Below are 17,287 nucleotides of genomic sequence, written 5' to 3' on the forward strand. Positions count from 1 at the left end.
CCTCGCTCGCGCGACACGCCGGGGCGGGCGGGTGAGCACCGCGCGCCGGCTCCTCCCGCTGCTCACGGCCGGGCTCGCGGTCGCGGCACTGGCGCTCGTCGTCGCCGCGCTGCCCTGGCTCTGGGACGACGACCCGGCCGCCGCGGTGCTGCGCGTGCGCTACCCCGAGCGCGGCTTCTCCCCCGCCGCCCTCGACGCGCTGCGCGCCGAGCTCGACCTCCCGACCGATCCCGTGGCCGGCGCCCTCGGCTGGCTGGGCGGGGCGCTCACCGGCGACCTGGGCGTCTCGTGGGTGTCGCGGTCGCCGGTCGCGCCGTCGGTGCTCGCCGCGCTGGGGGTGTCGCTGACGCTCGCGCTCGCGGCGGTGGTCGTCGCCGCCGTGACCGCCACCGTGCTGCTCGCCCCCGGCGTGTGGCGCGCCGCGCGGCGGGGCGGCCCGGGCGGGCGCGGGAGCGCGGTGGCGGCCTCCGTGCTCGGCGCCGTGCCCGAGATCGTGCTCGGGGCGGTGCTGGTCGCCGTGGTGGCGGTGGCGTGGGGGCTGCTGCCGAGCACCGGCTTCGCCGGCCCGCCGTACCTCGTCCTCCCGGCGCTGGCGCTCGGCCTGCCCGCGGGCGGGCTGCTGGCGCGGATGCTGTCGTCGGCGACGGAGGCGGCGCTCGCCGAGCCGTGGGTGCGCACCTGGCGCTCGTGGGGCACCCCACCCGCGACGGTCGCGCTCGGCGTCGCGCGGCGGGCCGTGGCGACCGCGGTGCCCCAGGTCGCCCTGCTCACGGTGGGCCTGCTCGGGAGCGCGGTGGCCGTCGAGCAGCTCTTCGGCATCCCCGGTGTCGGCTCGCTCGCGCTCGACGCGGTGCTCGCGCAGGATCTCCCGCTCGCGCAGGCCGCGGTCACGCTGCTCGTCCTGCTCGGGCTCGTCCTGGGCGGCGTCGGGGTGCTCGCGCACCGCGCGCTGCTCGGGCCGGCGCGGGCGGGGGCGGAGGTGGCGGTCGGGGTGCCGGACACGTCGGGGCGGGCGCGGTCGTGGGCGCCGTGGTCCGCGGCGGGGGTGCTCGCGCTCGTCGTCGTCGCCGGCCTGCCGCGCGATTCGTCGACGACCGTGACCGAGCGCCGCCTCGCGCCGCCGTCGTGGTCGGTGCCGCTGGGCGCCGACGCGCTGGGCCGCGACCTGTGGGCGCGCGTGGCGCACGGCGCGCTGCTCACGGTCGGGACCGCGGTGGCGGTGACGGCGGTGTGCGTGGTCGTCGGGCTCGCGGTGGGCGTCGGCGCGCGGTCGGCGCGGGCGGGCGTGGCGGATGTGCTCAACGCGGTGCCGCCGGTCGTCGTCGGGCTGGTGGTGGCCGCGATCGCGGGGCCCGGCCTGCTCGGCGCCGCGATCGCCGTCGCGGCCGTCGGGTGGGTGCCCCTGGCCGTGCACGCCCGCACGCTCGCGACGGAGGCGCGCGCGTCGGGGTACGTGCGGGCGGCGGTGCTGGTCGGGGCCTCGCCGGGGCGGGTCGCGCGGCGCCACGTCCTGCCCGCGGTCGTGGCGCCGGTGGTGCGCCACGGACTCGCGCGCGTGCCGCACGCCGCGCTCGGGATCGCCGCGCTCAGCTTCCTCGGGCTCGGCGCACCCCCGGACTCGCCGGAGTGGGGCGCCGTGCTCGCAGCCTCGCTCGCCTACGTCGACCGGGCGCCCTGGACCATCGCCGCGCCCGCCCTCGGGCTGGCGCTGCTCGCCGTCGTCGTGGCCCTCGTGCGCGAGACGCGCACGAGCACCTGAGAATCCCCCGGTGCGCCTGCACCTGCTCGCCCACGCCGCGACCACCGCCGCCCGCGAGGCCCGCTTCCCCGCCGACGAGCCGCTCGACACCGCCGGGCGCCGCGCCGCGGCGGAGCTCGCCGGGCGGCTCGGGGAGCCCGCCCGGGTGTGGTGCGCCCCGTCCGCCCGCTGCCGGGGCACCGCGACGCTGGTGCTGCCGGGGCGGGCGACCGACGGCGAGGCGCCCGCCGGCCCCGACCCGGGTGTCTGGGCCGGGCGCTCCCCCGCCGACCTCGCCGCCGAGGACCCCGCGGCGCTGGAGGCCTGGCTCACCGACGCCGACGCCTCACCACCCGGCGGGGAGTCGCTGGCGGCGCTCGTCGCGCGGGTCGGTGGATGGATAGACGCCCTGCCCCGCGAGGACCGCGCGGTGGGCCTCGCCGTCGTCGACCCGCCCGTCGTGCGCGCCGCGGTGGCCCACGCCCTGGGCGCCGACCCCGCCGCCGCGTGGCGCGTCGACGTCGCGCCCCTGACCCTCGCGGTGCTCACCGGCGGTGCGGGGCGCTGGAACCTGCGGTCGCTGGGCGCGGTCGGGGGCTGATCGAGTCGCACCACCGGTCGCGCGCAACCACAATGGCCTCGTGGGGGACGTCGAGGGGACCGTGACCGACCGCTCCGTCGCGGGGCTGGTCGACGCGGCGGCCGCGGGTCACGACGAGGCGGTCGTCGCGCTCCTGCACGTCTCGCCCTCGCCCGGGTGGGACGAGGTGGACCTCGCCTTCTGGAGCGCCTGCCGCGGGGGCCACCTCAGCACGGTGGAGATCCTGTTCCGGCACGGGGCGCAGCTGAACCGTTGCCAGCACCACCTCGGGCAGACGCCGCTCGACGCGGCGGTCGAATCCGGCGCCGAGCCCCTCGTGCGCTGGCTGCGCGTGCGCGGCGGGTCGACGGCGGCGGGGCTGCGGCGGTAGACGCTCAGCCCTCCAGCTGCCCTCGCACCGCATCGGTGTCGATCACCGACCACACCCGGGCGATCCGACCCTCGCGGAAGCGGTAGAAGACGTGCTCGGCGAAGGCGACCCGGCGGCCGTCGACCGCCAGCCCCCGGAACGTGCCCCGCGGCGTGCAGTCGAACCACAGCCGGCACGCCACGTGGTCGCCGTCGACGACCAGCAGGTCCACCACGAACCGCAGGTCCGGGATCGCCGCCACGTCCCCGGCCAACAGCGCGCGGTAGTCGTCGAGCGTCAGCGCCGCGCCGTTGTACTCGAGCTCGTCGTGCACGTACTCGCCGAGACGGTCCCACCCGCGCTCGTTCAGACAGTCCAGGTACGCGCGGTAGACCGCCTCGAGCCCCATCAGCGCCGGCGCACCAGGTAGGTGTCCATGAGCCAGCCCTTGCGCTCCCGGTGCTCGGCGCGGGCGGCGAGGATGCGCTCGCGGACCTCGCCGACGCGCCCGGCGATGAGCACCTCGTCGGGTGTGCCGACGTAGGCGCCCCAGTAGACCTCGGCGTCGTCGGGCAGGTGCGCCAGGCCGTGGTCGCGGGCGCCGTCGAGCATGACGACGAGGTCCGCCTCGCCCGAGTCGACGCTGTCGTCGAGCACCCGGCGGGCGGGGGTGATGGTGGCGGCGCGGGCGGTGCGGGTCAGCGTCGTGCGGTGGGCCGCGGCCAGCACCGACGGTGCGCCGAGCCCGGGCACCACCCGCCAGTCGAGCGCCACGCGGCCGCGGGCGTCGAGGCGGTGGAGCATCTCGACGGTGCCGTCGTAGATCGCCGGGTCGCCCCACACGAGGAGCGCGCACGAGCCACCGTCGGGCACCTCGTCGAGCAGCGCCTGCTCGTAGAGCGCCGCCCGCTCGTCGCGCCAGCGCTCGGTGGCGCCCTCGTAGTCGGGGGACGTGCGGTCGCGCACGGCGTCGTCGCGCTCGACCACGCGGGCCTGCGGGGCGAAGCGCTCGACGATCTGCGCGCGGATCGCGGTCAGCTCGTCCGCCGGTCCCGGCTTGTGCAGCAGCACCACCACGTCCACGCCGCCGAGCGCCTCCACCGCGTCGAGCGTCAGCTGCCCCGGGTCGCCCAGACCGATCCCCACCACCTGCACCGTGCGCACGGACGGGCACGCTCTCACGTCGGCCCGCGTCACACGACGTCGTCCGGACGACATCACCCGGCAACACGGCGTTGCTGGACTCACGTCATGGCTCTCGCCGACCGGGTCGTGCCCGCCGTCCACGACGCCCACCGCCACCTGGGCGTCCTGCCCGCCTACCCGTTCTACGGCGGGCCGCCGGTCAACCCCGACATCGGCGCCCGCGCGACGATCGACGACCTGCGCGCCGACCTCGACGCCGAGGGCACCGAGCTGGCCGTCGCCATCCCGAACTACGGCGTGCCGGACGCGAGCGCCTCGTTCGCGCTCAACGAGCTCTGCCTCGAAGCCGCGCAGAAGGACGCCCGGATCCGCGCCGGCATCTGGGCGTCGCCGCGGCCGCAGGACGCGGAGATGACCGCGAAGGCGCTGGAGCTCGCCGCCGAGCCCGAGGTCCGCGTCATCAAGATCAGCTTCCTGCTCGGCGGCCGGGCGTCCGACGAGGCCTGCCGACCCCAGCTCGACGCGATCTTCGCCGCAGCCCGCGAGCACGGGCGCGTCGTCCACGTCCACACCTCGCCGGGCGCGGCGTCGGACATCGACGAGGTCGGCGAGCTCGTCGAGCGCTACGCCGACGACGTCAAGCTGCACCTCGTGCACCTCGGCGGCGGCATGAGCGGGCACATCAAGCTCGTCGGCGGCCGGTTCTTCGACTGGATCGCGGCCGGCAAGCAGGTCTACACCGACACGAGCTGGGCGATCGGCTTCGCGCCCCGCTGGCTCGCCGCCGAGATCGAGCGTCGCGGCGTCGGGCACGACCGGGTGCTGTTCGCCAGCGACGAGCCCTGGGGCGACCGGACCGGCGAGCTCGCCCGCATGGCCGAGGCGATGGGCGACGGCGAGCTCGGCCGGCTCACCCTCGCCGGCAACGCCGAGGCCCTCTACGCCTGATCGCTCGCCCCACGCCGGGTGGGCACGATCAGGCGGGCTGTCGCCACGGGTGGTCGGCAGGGAGGTTGCGCCACGCCAGGGCCAGTGCCTGCTCGACCAGCGGGGCCATCGACTCGCGCGGCGCCGAGTCCCAGGGCAGGGCACCGAGCGGGGGCGCGGGGTCGTACTCGATCCCGAACTGCACGGTGCGTGCGGCGTCGTCGCCGGCGAGGGCGCCGACGAGGTGCAGCGCCATGTCGATTCCGGCCGACACCCCGGCCGCGGTCAGGACCGGGCCGTCCTCCACCCACCGGCCCTCGGCGGAGACGGCACCGAGCCGCGGCAGGACGTGCCGGAAGGCCCAGTGCGTCGTCGCCCGCCGTCCCTCGAGCAGCCCGGCCGCCCCCAGGAGCAGGGAGCCGGTGCACACCGAGCACACCCGGGGCGCGCCCGAGCCGGCCTGCCGCAGGTAGTCGATCAGCGCCGTGTCCGTCATGGCCCGCAGGGTGGGCACCCCTCCCCCGGGCACGACGAGGACAGCAGGGTCTCCGACCTCGTCGAACGACCGGTCCGCCTGCACCCGCAGGGGTGTGTCGGTGTCCAGCACGTCGGAGGAGGTGCCGACGACGACCACCTCGCCGACCGCTCCGACGTCACGCGCGGCGCACAGGACCTGTAGCGGGCCGGCCAGGTCGAGCAGCGTCAGGCCGGGATAGACCACGAAGGCCACCGGCCCGATCGACGACCTCGTCATGTCTCCACCCCTCGACGTCGGCGCGGACCGGTTCCCGCGCTCGACACGGAGGTCGTCCGTGTGCAGCTCGTGGTTCCCGGCCCGCGCCCGGGGCCGTCCTCAGAAGTGGTTGGCGTCCACGCGCTCGGCGTCGAGGACGACGACGCCGTCCCGGTCGGCGACGAGCACGTCGCCCGGGCGGATCGCGGTCCCGCCGAGCGCGAGGTCGGCGTCGACCTCGCCGCGGCCGGTCTTGCTGCTGCGCTCCGGGCACGCGCCCAGAGCGGCGACGCCGAGGTCGGTCTCCTCGAGCGCCGCGACGTCACGCACGGCGCCGTGGACGACCACGCCGCTCCATCCGTTCACCCGGGCCAGCTCGGCGAGCCGGTCGCCGAGCAGCGCGCTGCGCAGCGAGCCGCTGCCGTCGACCACGAGCACCGAGCCCATCCCCGGTCCGTCGAGCAGCTGGCCGACCAGCGCGTTGTCGCGGTGGCACTTCACGGTCCGCACCGGTCCGCAGAACGCCGTGCGTCCGCCGAAGGACCGCAGGGGCAGGTCGAGCACCCGCGCCTGGGCGCCGAAGCGGTCGCAGACGTCGGCGGTGCCGAGCCCGCCGACCTCGGCGATCAGTCGGCTGACCGCGGCCGGGCGGATCGCGGGTCGGAAGCTGGTCACGCTCATGGGGTCTCCCCGTCGGAGTAGTCGTGGAAGCCGCGGGCGGTCTTGCGCCCGAGCAGGCGGGCGTCGGTCATCCGGCACAGCAGCGGCGGCGGCGCGTACTGCGGCTCGGCGAACTCGGCGTACAGCGAGTCGGCGATGGCCTTGACCGTGTCGAGCCCGATGAGGTCGGCCAGCTCGAGCGGCCCCATCGGGTGGGCGCACCCGATCCGCATGCCGGCGTCGACGTCGCGGGGCGTGGCGACTCCCGACTCGACCATCCGGATCGCCGAGAGCAGGTAGGGCACGAGCAGGGCGTTGACGACGAAGCCCGCCCGGTCCGCCGCGCGCACGACGGTCTTGCCGAGGGTGGTCTCGACGAAGTCCTCGGCGCGGGTCCGCACATCGGTCGCCGTGAGCAGCGAGCCGATGACCTCGGCGAGCCCCATCACGGGCACGGGGTTGAAGAAGTGCATGCCCACCACGTGTGCGGCGCGCCCCGTCGCGGTGGCGAGGCGCATGATCGGGATGGACGAGGTGTTCGACGCGAGGATCGCGGCGGGATCCGTGACGACCTTGTCCAGCGTCGTGAAGATCTCGGCCTTGACCGCCTCGTCCTCGACGACGGCCTCCACCACGAGCTCGCGGTCGGCCAGATCGCCGAGGTCGGAGGAGACGCCGAGACGGACCAGCGCGCCGTCGCGCTCCTCGCCACTCACCTTGCCGCGGCGCGCCGCGCGGTCGAGGGAGCGCTGGACGCGCCGGCGGGCGTCCTCGGCGGCACCCGGATCGCGTTCCACGACGACGACGTCGCAGCCCGCGCGGGCGCACACCTCGGCGATGCCCGACCCCATCAGCCCGCCACCGACGACCCCGACGCGCTCGATCGGCGCCACCGCGCCGCTCACGAGAACTGCTCCGACTCCGTCGACCCGCGCAGCGAGGTCGTCTCCGAGTTCGGGTTGACCGCGGTGGAGACCAGGTCGAAGTAGCCGGCGCCGACCTCGCGCTGGTGCTTCGTCGCGGTGTAGCCGTCCGACTCCGAGGCGAACTCGGCCTCCTGCAGATCGACGTAGGCGGTCATGTCGTTCTCCGCGTAGCCCTTGGCCAGCGTGAACATCGAGTGGTTCAGGGCGTGGAAGCCGGCCAGGGTGATGAACTGGAACGCGTAGCCCATGGCCCCGAGCTCGCGCTGGAACTTCGCGATGTCGGAGTCGCCGAGGTGGCGACGCCAGTGGAACGAGGGCGAGCAGTTGTAGGCCAGCTTCTGGTCGGGGAACTGCGCGTGGACAGCCTCCGCGAAGCGGCGCGCCTCGTCGAGGTCGGGCGTGCCGGTCTCCATCCAGATGAGGTCGGAGTACGGGGCGTAGGCCAGGGCGCGGTTGATCGCCGAGTCCATGCCGTTGCGGATGCGGTGGAAGCCTTCGGCGGTCCGCTCGCCGGTGAGGAACGGCTGGTCACGCTCGTCGGCGTCGGTGGTGAGCAGGTTCGCCGCCAGGGCGTCGGTCCGGGCGACGACGATCGTCGGGACGCCGGCGAGGTCCGCGGCCAGCCGGGCGGCGTTGAGCGACCGCACGTGCTGGCTGGTGGGGATGAGCACCTTGCCGCCCATGTGGCCGCACTTCTTCTCCGAGGCCAGCTGGTCCTCGAGGTGGATGCCCGCCGCACCGGCCGCGATCATCGAGCGGGTCAGCTCGAAGACGTTGAGGTGCCCGCCGAAGCCCGCCTCGGCGTCGGCCACGATCGGGACGAGCCAGTCGGTCTCGCCCTTCCCGGCCTCCGCGACGGCGATCCGGTCCGCGCGCAGCAGGGCGTTGTTGATGCGGCGCACCACGCTGGGCACGGAGTTGGCCGGGTAGAGGCTCTGGTCCGGGTAGACCTCGCCCGCGAGGTTGGCGTCGGCGGCGACCTGCCAGCCCGACAGGTAGATGGCCTGCAGTCCGGCCTTCACCATCTGCACCGCCTGGCCGCCGGTCATCGCGCCCAGCGCGTGCACGTAGTCCTCGCGGTCCAGCGCGGCCCACAGCCGCTCGGCGCCGCGCCGGGCGAGCGTGTGCTCCTCGACGACGCTGCCCGACAGCCGCACCACGTCCTCGGCGGTGTAGGTCCGCTCGACACCCGCCCACCGGGGGTCGGTGGCCCACCGCTGCGCCAGCTCGGCTGCCTCGGCCTCGACGGCGGTCACCGGGTCCGTGCTCATCTCGGTCCTCCTCGGGAGTCGTGCTGTCCGCGGCGTCCGCCCGCCGCGATCACGACGCTGACAGCGCCCGGTGGGCCGGGACGAGCGCCACGGAGGGCCACATCCGGCGAAGCCGAGCGCCCGTCCGGCGAAGACGGCGAAGGCATGAAGTGCGTATCTCCGCTACGGTCTTTCCTGGTCAGGGAGGAGAGGCGGGCCGATGGCGAAGACCTTCGCAGGCGCCCGGTTGCGGCGGCTGCGCGAGGAGCACCGCCTGTCCCAGGTCGGGCTCGCCCGCCTGCTGGAGATCTCCCCCAGCTACCTCAACCAGATCGAGCACGACGCGCGCCCGCTGACCGTTCCCGTGCTGCTGCGCCTGACCGAGGCGTTCGGGGTCGACGCCGGCTTCTTCGCCGGCCGCGACACCGCACGGCTCACCGCCGAGGCGCGCGAGGCCCTCGTCGACGAGCTCGACGACGGACGGGTCGCCGCGAGCGAGGTCGCCGAGCTCGCGGAACGCCTGCCCGGCGTCGCGCGGGCCCTCGTCGAGCTGCGGACGCGGCACGACCGGCTCCGTCACGCGGTGGCGGGCACGACCGAGGGCGGGACCACCGCCCGCCCTCCGACCGCGCACGAGCAGGTGCGCGACTTCTTCTCCCGCCGCCGCAACCACGTGGCGGCCCTCGACGAGGCGGCCGAGTGCGTCGCCGCCGAGATCGGCGTGCGGGCCGGCGAGACCCGCGGGGCGCTGGTCCGCCGGCTCGCCGAGCGCCACGGCGTGCGCGTGAGCGTCGGCGCCGACCCGCCCGCGAGCGACGACGAGCACGAGGAGCTGCACCGCTTCGACCCCGATCACCGCGTGCTGCGGCTGGCGCCGCACCTGCGGCCCGGTCAGCGTGCCTTCCGCGTCGCGACCCAGATCGCGCTCCTGGAGTTCGAGGACCTCATCGAGACCGAGGTCGCCGCCGGCGCGGACGAGATCGGTGACGACGCCACCCGGGCCCTGACCCGCATCGGCCTCGCGCACTACGCGGCCGCCGCGCTCGTGCTGCCCTACCGGCCGTTCCACCGGGCGGCCGAGGACGCCGGGTACGACATCGAGCGCCTGGCCGACCACTTCGGGGTCGGGGTGGAGACGATCTGTCACCGGCTGAGCACCCTGCAGCGGCCGTCGCTTCCCGGTGTGCCGTTCTCGTTCGTCCGCGTCGACCGTGCCGGCAACATGTCCAAGCGTCAGTCGGCGACCGGGTTCCACTTCTCCCGCACGGGCGGCACGTGCCCGTTGTGGAACGTCTACGAGGCGTTCGCCGCCCCCGGCCGGGTGCTCACCCAGATCGCCGAGATGCCCGACGGCCAGCGCTACTTCTGGATCGCCCGCACCGTCTCGCGTCGCCGGGGCGGCTGGAACAGCCCGACCAAGACCTTCGCCGTGGGTCTCGGCTGCGAGCTGCGGCACGCCGACCGGCTCGTCTACTCCTCGGGCCTGGACCTCGCCGACCGCTCGACCACCGTCCCGATCGGCAGCGGGTGCCGGACGTGCGAGCGCCTGGCCTGTCCCCAGCGAGCGTTCCCGCCGCTCGGCCGCCCGCTGGACGTCGACGAGGACCGCAGCACCTTCGTGCCCTACCCGGTGCTGGCCGACAGCCTCCGCTGACCATGGCGCGGGAGTGGTCGTTCGAGCGCTCGTCCGTGGTCGCCGCGGACCCCGGGGCGGTGTGGCGCCGGGTCGTCACCCCGGAGGGCATCAACGACGAGATGCGGCCGTGGATGACGATGGCGTTCCCGCGCGGCGCGGACGAGGTCGGCATCGACACCGTCCGGGTGGGCGAGCCCCTCGGTCGCGCGTGGTTGCGGTTGTTCGGCGTCGTGCCGTTCGACGCCGACGACCTCGTGGTCACCGAGCTCGAGCCCGGCCGTCGGTTCCTCGAGGAGTCGACGATGCTCAGCATGCGCGGCTGGGTCCACGAACGGACCCTCGAGCCGGCCCCGGACGGCGGGACGACCCTGACCGATCGGGTCGCGTTCGAGCCCCGCGCGGCGCTGCGGAGGGCCGGCCCGCTCCTGCACCGGGTGATCGCGGCCTTCTTCGCCCATCGTCACCGCCGGCTCGTGCGGCACTTCGCCGTGCCGTCAGGGGGTCGTCGCTGACCCCGGTGCGACGTCGACGGTCACCGGCACGGTGACGACCTGCCAGTCGCGCTGCACCTGCATCCACAGCTGGTAGGTGCCGGCTCGCGGGAAGGTGTGGTCGAAGCCGACCTCGGGCCCGTAGGTACCGGCCGGTCCGGCGGCGCTCATGTCGTGGACGTGCCCGAACGCCGACGCCGGGTCGGCCGGGTCCGGCGCACCGGCGACGCCCGGCCCGAGCATCATGAGGTGCCCTGCCATGCCGAGCCATCCCTGCAGGTCGGTGACCGGGCGGCCGTTCTCGGAGAACCGCGCCGCGATCCGCGCGGGGCGCCCGGCCACGGCGTCGGCCACCCGGACGTCGACCTGCATCCCGTCCACCTGCTGCGGTCCCGGCCCGGGCGACGGCGCGGTCGCTGTGGGCGCGGGACCGCCGACGGCGAGCGCGGTGCGCGCGACCTGGTGCCCGCCGTCGCCCGCCCGCTCCATCTCGGCGAACACCCCGTAGCGCCCGGCCGTCGCCGGCGTCAGGCGCACGACGTAGCGGCCGGGCGCGACGCGGACGGGGTGGACGTGGGCGAGCCGGCGGTCAGGACCGATCACCGCGAGGTGGATGAGGGCATCGTCGTGGACGGCGATGTCGTCGACGACTGCGCCGGTCGCGGAGTCGGTGAGGTCGAGCTGCAGGTCGGCCGGGGCGCCGGCGGTCGGCGGTGACGCCGTGGTGGCCGTGACCACGACGCTGCCGGCCGTCGCGGGGACGGCGACCGGGGTGGCCGCCGGCGGGGCGCCACCGTGGCCGGAGTGGCCGGAGTGGCCGGAGTGCGCGCCGGCCGGGGGCGTCGCGGGCAGGGGGGCGGCCGCGGGAGCGGCGGCCGTCGGGGTGGTCGGGGCCGTCGCCACCGCCGTCACCGCCACCGTCGTGCCGACCAGCGCCAGCGCCCCGAGAGCGACGGCGAGGCGTGGTCGCTGCCGCGCGCCCGGGCTCAGCGCCGCGATCAGCGCGACGACACCGACCAAGGCACCGACCCGCACCGCCCACACCCAGCCGGGCGTGCCCGCGGGCGCGGGGACGGTGAGCGGGACCCGGGCGACCGTCCTCCCGTCGTCGACGAGGACCTCCCAGTCGCCGGGGCCGTCGACGGCGAGCGCGGCCTCGTGCGGCCGCCCGACCGGGGCCACGGGCACGGCGACGGGGTCGACGGCGGCGGCGCCCGGCCGCACGGCGGCGAGCGTGACCTCTCCGGGCGGCGCGTCCCCGCGCGGCAGCACCACGACCGGTAGGCGGCCCCCGCCCTCGGGCGGCGCGGTGATCGTCAGCGCGAGCGCCCGGGACCCCAGGTCCAGCTCGAGGCGGGTGACGCCCGTCGGCGTCGACTCGTGCGCCCCGGCCGCCGGGACTCCGAGCACGAGCGCGCCCGCCAGCGGGGCGAGCAGGGCGAGCAGGACGACGAGCCGATGTCCCTGCCGCGCCAGCACGCCGACACCGTAGCCCGACACCTCATCGATCGCTGAGATGTCGTGCGCCGCGCAGCCGACGGAGGCGTTAGTTGCCTGCTCCGTAACGCTCAGCGCGTGGCGCCGATGTGTGAGCGAGCACGCAGATCGAGAGTTCGGGGGACGACGTGACGACGACCCAGGAGACGGACCGCCCGCCGGCGGCCTCCGAGGACCTGGAGGACGCGGCCGAGGGCGCCGCGGCGCCGGAGGCCCCGAGCCGCCGGAAGCGCCTCGGCATCTCGGTGCTGATCGTGCTCGTCCTCCTGGGCATGCTCGCGAGCGTCGCCCCGAAGTCGCAGCTCCGCGAGGAGCTGCGGGACGCCACCCGACCGTTCCTGCTCGCGTCCGGGGTCGACCAGGGGTGGGGCGTGTTCTCCCCCAGCCCGCCCACCACCACCAACGAGGTGGTGGCCCGCGTCGACCGCGCGGACGGCACCGTCGGCGTCTACCCGATGGAGGGCGGGGCCGGGATCACGGAGTACTGGGACTACCGCTGGCGCAAGTACGCCGAGCAGATGTGGCGCAAGCGCGGCGCCGAACGTGAGCGCGTCGCCTTCGCGGGCTACGTCGCCGACCAGGACCGCGCCGCCGGGCACGAGCCGGTGCGCGTGACGCTGCTCCGCCTGACGCGGCAGAACCTCCCTCCCGGGCCGGGTCCCGACGCGGGCGAGTGGCGGGAGATCCCGTTCTTCACGACTCCGGCGAGCCGGCGATGACCGCCCGGTGGGCGCGCGCACGTGCGGGCTGGGACCGGTTCTGGTTCGCGCCGCAGTCGACGGCGCCGGTCGAGGTCATCCGCATCGTCTTCGGTGTCCTCGCGACGCTCTGGATGCTGTCGCTCGTCCCGGTGCTCGAACCGTTCTTCGGCGACCGCGGCGTCATCACGGCCCGGGACCTGCCCTTCGGCAGCTGGACGATGTTCAGCCTCATCCTGGGCACGCCGGCGATCTGGGTGCTGTGGCTGCTCGGCCTGCTCGCCGCCGTCGCGCTCACCGTCGGGTTTCGCACGCGGCTCGCGGCCCTCGTCGTGTTCGTCGTGATGATGTCGGTGACCCGCTCGGCCCCGCTCGCGTTCAACGCGGGCGACGCGCTGCTGCGGATCGTCTCGTTCTACGTGCTCCTCATGCCGGCCGGCTCCGCGGTCTCGGTGGACCGGTGGCGCAGTGACCGCGCGAACCTCTGGAGCTTCCCCCGTCGCGCGCCGTGGGCCCTGCGCCTGGCGCAGATCCAGCTCAGCGTCATCTACATCTCCACCGTCTGGGAGAAGGCGGGCGGCGCGCACTGGCGCGACGGCACGGCGGTGTCGTACGCGGTGCGGATCGGCGAGGTCAGCCGCTTCCCGGTGCCGTCGTTCGTCACCGACTCGCTGGTGCTCGCCCAGCTCGCCACCTACGGCACGCTCGCCGGCGAGCTCGCGGTCGGCGTGCTGGTGTGGAACAAGGTGGCGCGGCCCTACGTGCTCGCGATCGGCGTGCTCCTGCACCTGTCGATCGAGCTCACCCTCGCGGTCGGCTTCTTCAGCATGACGATCGTGACCCTGTACCTCGCCTTCCTCCCGCCCGAGCGGGCCGAGCAGGTCCTGCGATGGGTGCGCGACCGGGTCGGGCGTCTCCGACGACGCCGTCCCGGGCCGGTGCGCGCGCAACCGGTCGCGGAGCCGCTCCCGGCCGGCGCGTGCGTGGAGCGTCCCGTTCCGGAGGCTCGGGAGCCCGCGCACGCCGCGCCGGAGCCGGCCGTGCCCGCCTCTGCCACGGACGACGACAAGGTCGTCGACCGATCGACGCACGGTGATGCGGCACCGGGGAGGAAGGCGTTGTCCGACGCTTGAGCTAACGCTTTCGTCACGATGCTTCCAGCGAGTAACAACGAACGGGTGACACCCGACACGGACAACGTCGACGGGGCGACGGGTCAGTGCACGGATCGGGCCGGCGAGGGCCGGGGACGGAGAGAGGCATGACAAGTCAGGAGAAGGGACGCCGGTTCCTGGTGCTCGGGGCCGGGGTCCTGCTCATCGGGTCGCTGGGCGTGGGCTCGGCGTCGGCGACCGACTACTACACGGGCAACACCTGCGTCGAGGTGTCGAACTACCACCCGGGCCGGGACGGCAACGGCGACGACAACACCGACAGCTCGACGGACAGCACCGACACCGACGGCACCGACACCAACCCGATCGATCCCGTCCTCGACCCCGTGCTCGACCCCGTGACCGACCCGGGCACCGACCCCGTCACCGACCCGGTGACGGACGTGGTCGACACCGTCACGGATCCGGCCACCGACACCCCGCTGGACGACGTCCTCGACACCGTCACCGACCCGGCCAGCGACACCCCCCTCGACGACATCATCGGCGACGGGGGCGGCGACGGGGGCACGACCGCCGACGGGGGCACCACGACCGACGGAGGCATGAGCACCGACGGAGGCGCGAGCACCGACGGAGGCGCGAGCACCGACGGAGGCGCGAGCACCGACGGGGGCACCACCGGGAGCAGCGTGGTCCCGTCCGGCGGGCTGAGCGGCGTGCTGAACCTGCAGTCGGCCGCTGACTCCGACTCGAGCACCCCGGGCCAGACGGACGCCGACCTCGACGAGAGCGAGGCCACCCTCACCACGACGGACCAGGGTGACGACTACGACTCGAGCTACCACCACGGCGGCTACTACGGCCACGCCCGCACCGTCTGCTACTTCAGCAGCTCGGTGAACCACTACTGGTACAAGTACCGCCCGGTCGGCGAGGTGCACGCGACGCAGGTCAAGCGCGTCCCGTCCGGCGGCGTGGACACGGGCAACTGACCATGGCCACCACCGAGAAGACGGACAAGGACGCCAGGTCCGGGCCGTCGATGACCAACATCTCGATCGGCCTGGTCGTGATCCTGGTCCTCCTGGCCCTGATCGTCGGGGCGAACTCGTCCGGCCCGTCGGCGTTCTCCTCGCCCGACCCGCTGGCGGCGTCGTCCCCGACCCGGGTCACGGTGCCGTCGATCTCGGCGGAGTCGAGCCTCGTGCCGACGGGTCTGCAGGAGAACGGCAGCCTCGAGGTGCCGCCGGTGTCCCAGCCGATGCAGGCGTCGTGGTTCGACCAGAGCCCCACGCCCGGGGAGATGGGCCCGAGCATCATCCTCGGGCACGTCAACGGCGGCGGTCAGCCGGGCATCTTCAACAAGCTGAACGAGGTGGTCGCGGGCGCCCAGGTGTTCGTCGACCGTGCCGACGGGCAGCGAGCGGTGTTCGAGGTGTCCCGGGTCGAGACCATCCCGAAGGACTCGTTCCCGACCGACGCCGTCTACAACGACACGGCTAACCCCCAGCTGCGGCTCATCACCTGCGGCGGGAGCTTCGACCGGGGCTCGGGGCACTACCTCGCGAACGTCATCGTCTACGCCGACTTCGTCGAGGTACAGCGCGTCTGACGCACGCCACGGGCCGGCACCGGGATACCGGTGCCGGCCCGTGGCGCGTCCGACTCAGGCCGCCCCGGCGTGGCAGCCGCACGGCAGCCCGTCCTGACAGCCGCACCCGCACGTGGCGGCGCACCCGCAGGTGGCCACCGGAACCACCACCGGCAGCGCCGCGTCCGGACCGAGCACCCGAGCGAGGACGGCGTCGGCGACGTCCGGTCCCGCCTCGACGACGGTAAGCCGCGCCTTCCGCGTCAGCGCCGCGATCCGGTCCTCGGCGCGCCGGCAGTCCGCGCAGGTCGCCAGGTGGGCGTCCGACGCGGCGTCCTCGTCCCGGGTCGACTCGCCGTCGAGCCGGGCCGAGATCACCTCCCGGCACTCCTCGCAGTCCACGACGTCAACGCTGCCCGTCACCGGCGCCGGGATCAACACCCACCGGCCGCCAGTCGTCCTCGCCCTCGTCGCCGGACCCCGTCGGCTCCGGGTCCGCGCGTCTCGCGAGGGTCTGCCGGACGGCGTCGAGCACCAGGAACGCCAACAGCGACACCCCGAGCACGGGAAGGAAGAGGCCGACGGCGATCGCGACGAGCGCGACCACGAGGACGGCACCGACGCTCGGACGCTGCGATCCTCCGGGCGGGCTGGGCAGGCCGCCCCGGGTCGGACGGCGGGTCCACCACATCCGGTAGCCCCAGACGATCATGCAGAGCAGCCCGACCGCGAGCGCCACGAGGAACACCTGGTTCACCCAGCCGAACAGGATCGCCATGTGGGCGTCGATCCCCCAGTTGGCGAGCTTCGCGGCCAGAGGCCAGTCCGCGAAGCGGACGACGTCGAGGACCTGGCCGGTGGCCGGGTCGACCGACGCGGCGTCCTGCAGCACCGGCCACGAGCGCTTCACCTGGTTGACGACCCACGCCTCGCCGGGATCGGCGGGAGTGATCGCCACCGGGTCGCCCAGGCCCACCCCGCGGGCGGCGGCGAGCACCCGGTCGGCCGTCGCGCCGAGGTCCGACGGCGACGTCGACGGGGACGTCGCGGCGGGGGTCGGCGGGGCTGCGGCGATCTCCTGGCTGACCTCGGGGGTCGTCCAGTCGAGCGCGCCGCGCAGCGTGGACACGTTCTCGCCGGCGAACTGGGACCATGTCAGACCGGTCGCGGACAGGAACAGCAGACCCACCGTCACCCAGACGCCGACCGCGCCGTGCCACGAGCGCAGCCGTGCCGCACCGCGGGCCGTGGTCGCGGGCAGCAGGGTGCGGCGCACACGGTGCCCCCGCCGGCGGCGCACCACCCAGAGCGCCAGACCCGACAGGGCCAGCACCCACAGCCAGCTGGCGGCGAGCTCGCTGTAGACGCGCCCGACGTCGCCGAGCAGCAGTGTGCGGTGCAGCTCGTCGATCCACGCACGTACCGGGAGCCACTCGCCGAAGGTGTCGAGGACACCGCGGACGTCCCCGGTGGACGGGTCGACGAAAGCGGTGCGGGCGAAGTCCTCGCGGACGCCCGGGGCCTCGAAGGACACGCGAGTGGTGTCGCCGGCCGCCGGGGCGGGCCGGATCTCGGTCACCGTCCCGTCCGGGACCGCCGCCGCGGCCGCCGTGACCTGGGCCCGCAGGTCGAGCGTCGTCGGGCCGACCGGCGCGTGCAGGACATCGCGGTAGACGAGCTGGTCGAGCTGCGGCGTGATCGTGTAGAGCAGCCCGCTGACCGCCGCGACGAACAGGAAGGGCCCGACGAAGAGCCCGACGTAGAAGTGCAGGCGCGCCACGAGTGGCCGCAGCCCCCGCCACCACCAGCCGGCGCCGCCGGGGCGGGACGGCTCGGAGCGCGGCAGCTCGGACTCGGACTCCGGCGAGGACCCCGGCGGGTCGATCACATCGGTCATGGTTTCCTCGATCGATCGTGAGCTGTCGG

General features: G+C 75.0%; 19 protein-coding genes. 10 read left to right on the forward strand and 9 right to left on the reverse strand.

Going from position 1 to position 17,287, the window contains the following annotated elements:
- The first annotated feature begins 31 nt into the window (after nt 1-31).
- The 3 genes from ACYX4T_RS13575 to ACYX4T_RS13585 are packed head-to-tail and all read left to right on the forward strand — an operon-like array spanning nt 32 to nt 2,709.
- Nucleotides 32-1,759, forward strand: a complete 1,728-nt coding sequence (locus ACYX4T_RS13575; RefSeq protein WP_476015018.1) for an ABC transporter permease subunit — start codon at nt 32-34, stop codon at nt 1,757-1,759.
- Between the two features lie 10 nt (nt 1,760-1,769).
- Entirely contained in the window at nt 1,770-2,339 is a 570-nt protein-coding gene (locus tag ACYX4T_RS13580; RefSeq protein WP_476015019.1) for a histidine phosphatase family protein, read from the forward strand.
- Between the two features lie 40 nt (nt 2,340-2,379).
- Nucleotides 2,380-2,709 carry an ankyrin repeat domain-containing protein gene (locus ACYX4T_RS13585; protein WP_476015020.1) on the forward strand — a complete coding sequence of 110 codons (330 nt, stop codon included), beginning with the start codon at nt 2,380-2,382 and terminating at the stop codon, nt 2,707-2,709.
- Between the two features lie 4 nt (nt 2,710-2,713).
- On the opposite strand, the gene ACYX4T_RS13590 is transcribed toward ACYX4T_RS13585, so the two are convergent.
- Together ACYX4T_RS13590 and cobF are read right to left on the reverse strand one after the other, a co-directional pair.
- On the reverse strand, nt 2,714-3,097 hold the full coding sequence (locus ACYX4T_RS13590) for an ester cyclase (protein ID WP_476015021.1): 384 nt from the start codon (nt 3,095-3,097) through the stop codon (nt 2,714-2,716).
- A complete protein-coding gene (gene cobF, locus ACYX4T_RS13595) occupies nt 3,097-3,852 on the reverse strand; it encodes a precorrin-6A synthase (deacetylating) (protein WP_476015022.1) in 756 nt (251 codons plus the stop codon). Before cobF ends, ACYX4T_RS13590 begins: the two co-directional genes overlap by 1 nt.
- An 87-nt stretch (nt 3,853-3,939) precedes the next feature.
- On the opposite strand from cobF, the gene ACYX4T_RS13600 reads away from it, so the two are divergent.
- Nucleotides 3,940-4,782, forward strand: a complete 843-nt coding sequence (locus tag ACYX4T_RS13600) for an amidohydrolase family protein (protein WP_476015023.1) — start codon at nt 3,940-3,942, stop codon at nt 4,780-4,782.
- A gap of 28 nt (nt 4,783-4,810) precedes the next feature.
- Here the strand turns inward: ACYX4T_RS13600 and ACYX4T_RS13605 are convergent, their stop codons facing one another.
- The 4 genes from ACYX4T_RS13605 to aceA form a co-directional block, all read right to left on the reverse strand.
- Nucleotides 4,811-5,515, reverse strand: a complete 705-nt coding sequence (locus tag ACYX4T_RS13605; RefSeq protein WP_476015024.1) for a DJ-1/PfpI family protein — start codon at nt 5,513-5,515, stop codon at nt 4,811-4,813.
- Nucleotides 5,516-5,614: 99 nt separating this feature from the next.
- Nucleotides 5,615-6,175, reverse strand: a complete 561-nt coding sequence (rraA, locus tag ACYX4T_RS13610) for a ribonuclease E activity regulator RraA (RefSeq protein ID WP_476015025.1) — start codon at nt 6,173-6,175, stop codon at nt 5,615-5,617.
- Nucleotides 6,172-7,047, reverse strand: a complete 876-nt coding sequence (locus tag ACYX4T_RS13615; RefSeq protein WP_476015272.1) for a 3-hydroxybutyryl-CoA dehydrogenase — start codon at nt 7,045-7,047, stop codon at nt 6,172-6,174. Before ACYX4T_RS13615 ends, rraA begins: the two co-directional genes overlap by 4 nt.
- An 8-nt stretch (nt 7,048-7,055) precedes the next feature.
- Entirely contained in the window at nt 7,056-8,351 is a 1,296-nt protein-coding gene (aceA, locus tag ACYX4T_RS13620) for an isocitrate lyase (RefSeq protein ID WP_476015026.1), read from the reverse strand.
- Between the two features lie 199 nt (nt 8,352-8,550).
- Here aceA and ACYX4T_RS13625 point away from each other — a divergent pair, with 199 nt between their 5' ends.
- Both ACYX4T_RS13625 and ACYX4T_RS13630 read left to right on the forward strand, forming a co-directional pair.
- A complete protein-coding gene (locus tag ACYX4T_RS13625) occupies nt 8,551-9,984 on the forward strand; it encodes a short-chain fatty acyl-CoA regulator family protein (RefSeq protein ID WP_476015027.1) in 1,434 nt (477 codons plus the stop codon).
- A 2-nt stretch (nt 9,985-9,986) separates the two neighbouring features.
- On the forward strand, nt 9,987-10,478 hold the full coding sequence (locus ACYX4T_RS13630) for a hypothetical protein (RefSeq protein ID WP_476015028.1): 492 nt from the start codon (nt 9,987-9,989) through the stop codon (nt 10,476-10,478).
- On the opposite strand, the gene ACYX4T_RS13635 is transcribed toward ACYX4T_RS13630, so the two are convergent.
- Nucleotides 10,461-11,936 carry a hypothetical protein gene (locus ACYX4T_RS13635; RefSeq protein ID WP_476015029.1) on the reverse strand — a complete coding sequence of 492 codons (1,476 nt, stop codon included), beginning with the start codon at nt 11,934-11,936 and terminating at the stop codon, nt 10,461-10,463. The two genes, ACYX4T_RS13630 and ACYX4T_RS13635, sit on opposite strands and share 18 nt — an antisense overlap.
- Nucleotides 11,937-12,082: 146 nt before the next feature.
- On the opposite strand from ACYX4T_RS13635, the gene ACYX4T_RS13640 reads away from it, so the two are divergent.
- The 4 genes from ACYX4T_RS13640 to ACYX4T_RS13655 all read left to right on the forward strand — a co-directional run bounded on the left by ACYX4T_RS13640 (nt 12,083) and on the right by ACYX4T_RS13655 (nt 15,382).
- On the forward strand, nt 12,083-12,673 hold the full coding sequence (locus tag ACYX4T_RS13640) for a hypothetical protein (RefSeq protein ID WP_476015030.1): 591 nt from the start codon (nt 12,083-12,085) through the stop codon (nt 12,671-12,673).
- The gene (locus ACYX4T_RS13645; protein ID WP_476015031.1) at nt 12,670-13,785 is read left to right on the forward strand and encodes an HTTM domain-containing protein; all 1,116 of its coding nucleotides are present in this window, start codon (nt 12,670-12,672) and stop codon (nt 13,783-13,785) included. Before ACYX4T_RS13640 ends, ACYX4T_RS13645 begins: the two co-directional genes overlap by 4 nt.
- Nucleotides 13,786-13,913: 128 nt before the next feature.
- Complete coding sequence (locus tag ACYX4T_RS13650; protein ID WP_476015032.1) at nt 13,914-14,762, forward strand: hypothetical protein; 849 nt, start codon at nt 13,914-13,916, stop codon at nt 14,760-14,762.
- Between the two features lie 2 nt (nt 14,763-14,764).
- Complete coding sequence (locus ACYX4T_RS13655; protein WP_476015033.1) at nt 14,765-15,382, forward strand: class F sortase; 618 nt, start codon at nt 14,765-14,767, stop codon at nt 15,380-15,382.
- 54 nt (nt 15,383-15,436) lie between these two features.
- On the opposite strand, the gene ACYX4T_RS13660 is transcribed toward ACYX4T_RS13655, so the two are convergent.
- Complete coding sequence (locus ACYX4T_RS13660) at nt 15,437-15,763, reverse strand: zf-HC2 domain-containing protein (RefSeq protein ID WP_476015034.1); 327 nt, start codon at nt 15,761-15,763, stop codon at nt 15,437-15,439.
- 4 nt (nt 15,764-15,767) lie between these two features.
- Entirely contained in the window at nt 15,768-17,258 is a 1,491-nt protein-coding gene (locus ACYX4T_RS13665) for a PepSY-associated TM helix domain-containing protein (RefSeq protein ID WP_476015035.1), read from the reverse strand.
- Between the last annotated feature and the right edge of the window lie 29 nt (nt 17,259-17,287).

Source organism: Actinomycetospora sp. ABD4_176, from assembly GCF_056311855.1.